General features: G+C 37.1%; 4 protein-coding genes. 2 read left to right on the forward strand and 2 right to left on the reverse strand.

Annotated features, from left to right (window positions below; translation table 11 throughout):
• Window positions 1–336: CBO0543 family protein (locus tag AC1DRF_RS20020; RefSeq protein WP_477741502.1), on the forward strand; the 336-nt coding region annotated here is incomplete at its 5' end.
• A 63-nt stretch (window positions 337–399) separates the two neighbouring features.
• Here the strand turns inward: AC1DRF_RS20020 and AC1DRF_RS20025 are convergent.
• Entirely contained in the window at window positions 400–1,833 is a 1,434-nt protein-coding gene (locus tag AC1DRF_RS20025; protein ID WP_043978284.1) for an alanine/glycine:cation symporter family protein, read from the reverse strand.
• 277 nt (window positions 1,834–2,110) lie between these two features.
• The gene (locus AC1DRF_RS20030) at window positions 2,111–2,731 is read right to left on the reverse strand and encodes a LysE family translocator (protein WP_043978286.1); all 621 of its coding nucleotides are present in this window, start codon (window positions 2,729–2,731) and stop codon (window positions 2,111–2,113) included.
• 220 nt (window positions 2,732–2,951) lie between these two features.
• Between AC1DRF_RS20030 and AC1DRF_RS20035 the strand changes: the two genes are divergently transcribed.
• Window positions 2,952–3,434 carry a GNAT family N-acetyltransferase gene (locus tag AC1DRF_RS20035; RefSeq protein WP_477741503.1) on the forward strand — a complete coding sequence of 161 codons (483 nt, stop codon included), beginning with the start codon at window positions 2,952–2,954 and terminating at the stop codon, window positions 3,432–3,434.
• Window positions 3,435–3,458: the final 24 nt, after the last annotated feature.

The following is a 3,458-nucleotide window of genomic DNA, read 5'->3' on the forward strand; positions in this document are numbered from 1 at the left end:
ATCGTTATCAATGAATTAGGGAGCTATTATGGTTTTTGGAAACTCCGGACTTCTTTAGAAAATGAAGCATTAGAAGCGCTGCCTTTTAATTTAGGCGTCTATCCTGTATTGGCTAGCTATATGATTTTTTTAATCCAGCGAATTGGAAAGCCTCATTTTTTTATTTTTCTTATTGCGCTGTTTACAACATGTTTAGAAGGAACGTATGTGCATATGGAAAGAGTTACATACGGAAACGGATGGAATCTCGGCTGGACATTTTTTTCCTACTGGATTCCGTACGGCGTGATTTATTTATACTATAGGTATTTGGTTAGTCTTAGACTGCTTCACTAGAAGAAAGAAAAAGAAGTAAATTTGCACAATAAAAAAAGCCGTGAATATTCACGGCTTTTTTTATTAGATCGCTTCTTTCGAGCTAGATTTATCTTTTGAATGATCCCATGCATCAATATTATCAAGTCCAGAAATGCTGTCTTGGTAGAAGACAGGGTCTTTTCCAGCTTTCTTTTGAGCAAGATAATCTTTCAGTGCTGCAAAAGAAATTTTCGAGAGCAAGAGAATCGCGATTAAGTTGACTACTACCATCAAGCCCATAAACAGGTCTGCTAAATCCCATACAAGCTGAATTTGAGAAATAGAACCGAACACAATCATTGCAAGTACAGCAACACGGTAAGTTACTAGCCAAGCTTTATTTGTGTTCAAGAACTCAATATTTGTTTCTCCGTAGTAGTAGTTACCGATTAATGTACTAAAAGCAAATAGGAAAATCATAATTGCAAGAGCACCTGTTGCCCAAGAGCCAATGTGAGTGCTTAAAGCAGCTTGTGTTAACTCAATACCGCTTAAATTTTTATTTGTATAAGTACCTGAAAGCAAAATGATAAAGGCAGTACTACTACAAATAATAAGCGTATCTGTTAATACACCAAATGCTTGAATCAATCCTTGCTTTACCGGGTGGCTTGTTGTTGCAGCTGCGGCTGCATTTGGCGCACTACCCATACCCGCTTCGTTTGAGAATAATCCGCGTTTAATTCCTTGCATAAGAGCTGCTCCAAGAGAACCGCCGGCAATTTGATCGAAACCAAATGCATTTTTAACGATTAACGCAATAAGAGAAGGCATCTCTTGAATGTTCATGATAATAATGAAAAGTGCTACTGCAATATAGGCAACAGCTAGTACCACAACAATGTATTCTGACATTTTTGCAATACGCTTAACTCCGCCAAAAATAATAGCAGCGAAAGCCACTGTCATAATAATTCCTAACACTAAACGATTTGTTCCGAACGCATTTTCAAACGCAAGAGTAATCGTGTTCGATTGTACAGCATTAAAAATTAAGCCGAATGATAAAGTGATTAAGACAGCAAACAGTCCGCCCATCCAGCGCTTCTTTAACCCTTTTTCCATATAGTAAGCCGGTCCGCCTCGGAAGCCGCCGTCTTTGTCTTTTACTTTGTATATTTGTGCTAATGTACTTTCGATAAATGCTGAAGCTGAGCCAATAACGGCAAGCACCCACATCCAAAATACAGCACCAGGTCCCCCTAAAGCGATCGCAATCGCAATACCTGTAATGTTCCCCGTACCAACGCGGGCTGCCATACTGATACAAAACGCTTGGAATGGCGAAATTCCGTCTTTAGAAGAGCTATCCGCACCTTCTTTTAATACACGAATCATTTCTTTTAATAACCGAATTTGTAAAAACTTTGACCTGAATGTAAAAAACAAACCAAATGCAATCAGCATCGCAATCAGTAAGTAGGACCAAAGAAATTCGTTGATTGAACTAACAAAACCTTGAACTACTTCTTGCATAGTTTCACCTCTTCATGAATTATAGTAGAATAATAATAAAAAACGTGAATTTATAGAATTTTCCCTCTATTTAGATAGATCTCCCTATTTCCCCGCTGTTTTTCTTCATTATCCTTGTCGAATCTTGTTGCTAAATCTGAACCTTATATATATATAAAATAATAATTTTGGTCTTTTGTCAACTAACCTCACATGGAAAAATAGGGTGATATGACAAATGAAGCGGGTATGAAAAGGCGATAACAGCAGGGGTGAAAGAAATTTCAGTTTGTTTTACTTAATTGTTGCTAGAAAATAAAAGTTTTAGGCCAAGTACGCCAAAAACCGTTCCTTTTACATATTTTAATGTGTGYTGAAAGATACGGCTTTTTTTGACTTTTTTCCCAAGGCCAGAAGCAAATAGCGCAATAAGTGAAAAGATGATGAGCGTTTCGGCGATAAAGATGATACCAAACAAAATCATTTGCAAACTTACATGTCCAAGAGACGAATTAACAAACTGCGGTAAGAACGTAATGAAGAAAATAGCTACTTTTGGATTGGTTAAGTTGCTAACAAATCCTTTTCTAAAGTGATGGTGCTGCTGAACGTTTTCTGTTAATTCCAACGGACCGCTTTTCTCGCGAAACGATTGGTAGGCTAAAAACAGCAGGTACAGAACACCTATAACCTTTAGAATCGTAAAGGCAATAATTGATTTTTGAAAGATAATAGATAGCCCCACTGCGGCTAAAAGAGTATGTACAAATGTTCCCGTAATAGATCCTAATACGGTTTTGATGCCTGCTTTGACGCCTGAAGCAATACTTTGTGTCATTACGAAAATCATGTCTTGTCCTGGTATTAAGACAATGATAAGTGACACGGCTATGTAAGGTATAAGCCAAGAAAATGTCATGATGATTCCCTCCCAACAGAATTTTAACCATTTCGACAAAAAGTTCTCAAGAGTGTGTGCTAATGAATTAATAGATTAATGGAGTAAAGTTAAGAAGGTGTAAAAGCGTAAAAAGAGGTTATTCTCCTTAATGAAAATCAATAAAAGTATAGGAAAAAAATAGGTGGTATTGTATAATAATTCGATATAATTAATTTTTATAGAAAGAGGGTGAAAATTTATGAAGTACTGTTTAGCACAGCCGGAGGACGCTGCTACAGTTCATGATCYTATGCTGCAAGCCTTCTCCGTCTATCGCGATTCTGTCCCACCGTCCAGTGCTCTTGATGAAACAATAGAATCTATTATGCAATCGTTAAAGCACGGAAAAAAAGCTGTCATGTTATACGTCGAAAATAAGCCGGTAGCGATGGCGCGTTTTACGCTAGAAGAAACAAGCTTATATTTTTATCGCCTGTCTGTTATTCCTGCTTTTCAAGGAAAAGGAATGGCTAAACAGCTTATTCAATGGTTAGAAACATACGCCAAAGAGTGTGGCAAGGAAAGTTTATTATGCAAGGTGAGAATGAGTGTTTTTCGTAATATAGCTTTGTATGAATCAATCGGCTTTTACATAGAGCAAAAAGAAATCGTACATAGAKACGGAGTGGATATTCCCGTAGTAAATATGAAAAAAGAGATTCTAAAAGGAGTAATGGCATGAATAAAACAACTCTTCCTTTACCGC

The organism is Priestia sp. P5_B4 (assembly GCF_056400385.1).

Bases quoted from the DNA above. Each gene is read 5' to 3' on its own strand.
- AC1DRF_RS20025 (WP_043978284.1), bottom strand. From the start codon at position 1,833: ATGCAAGAAGTAGTTCAAGGTTTTGTTAGTTCAATCAACGAATTTCTT.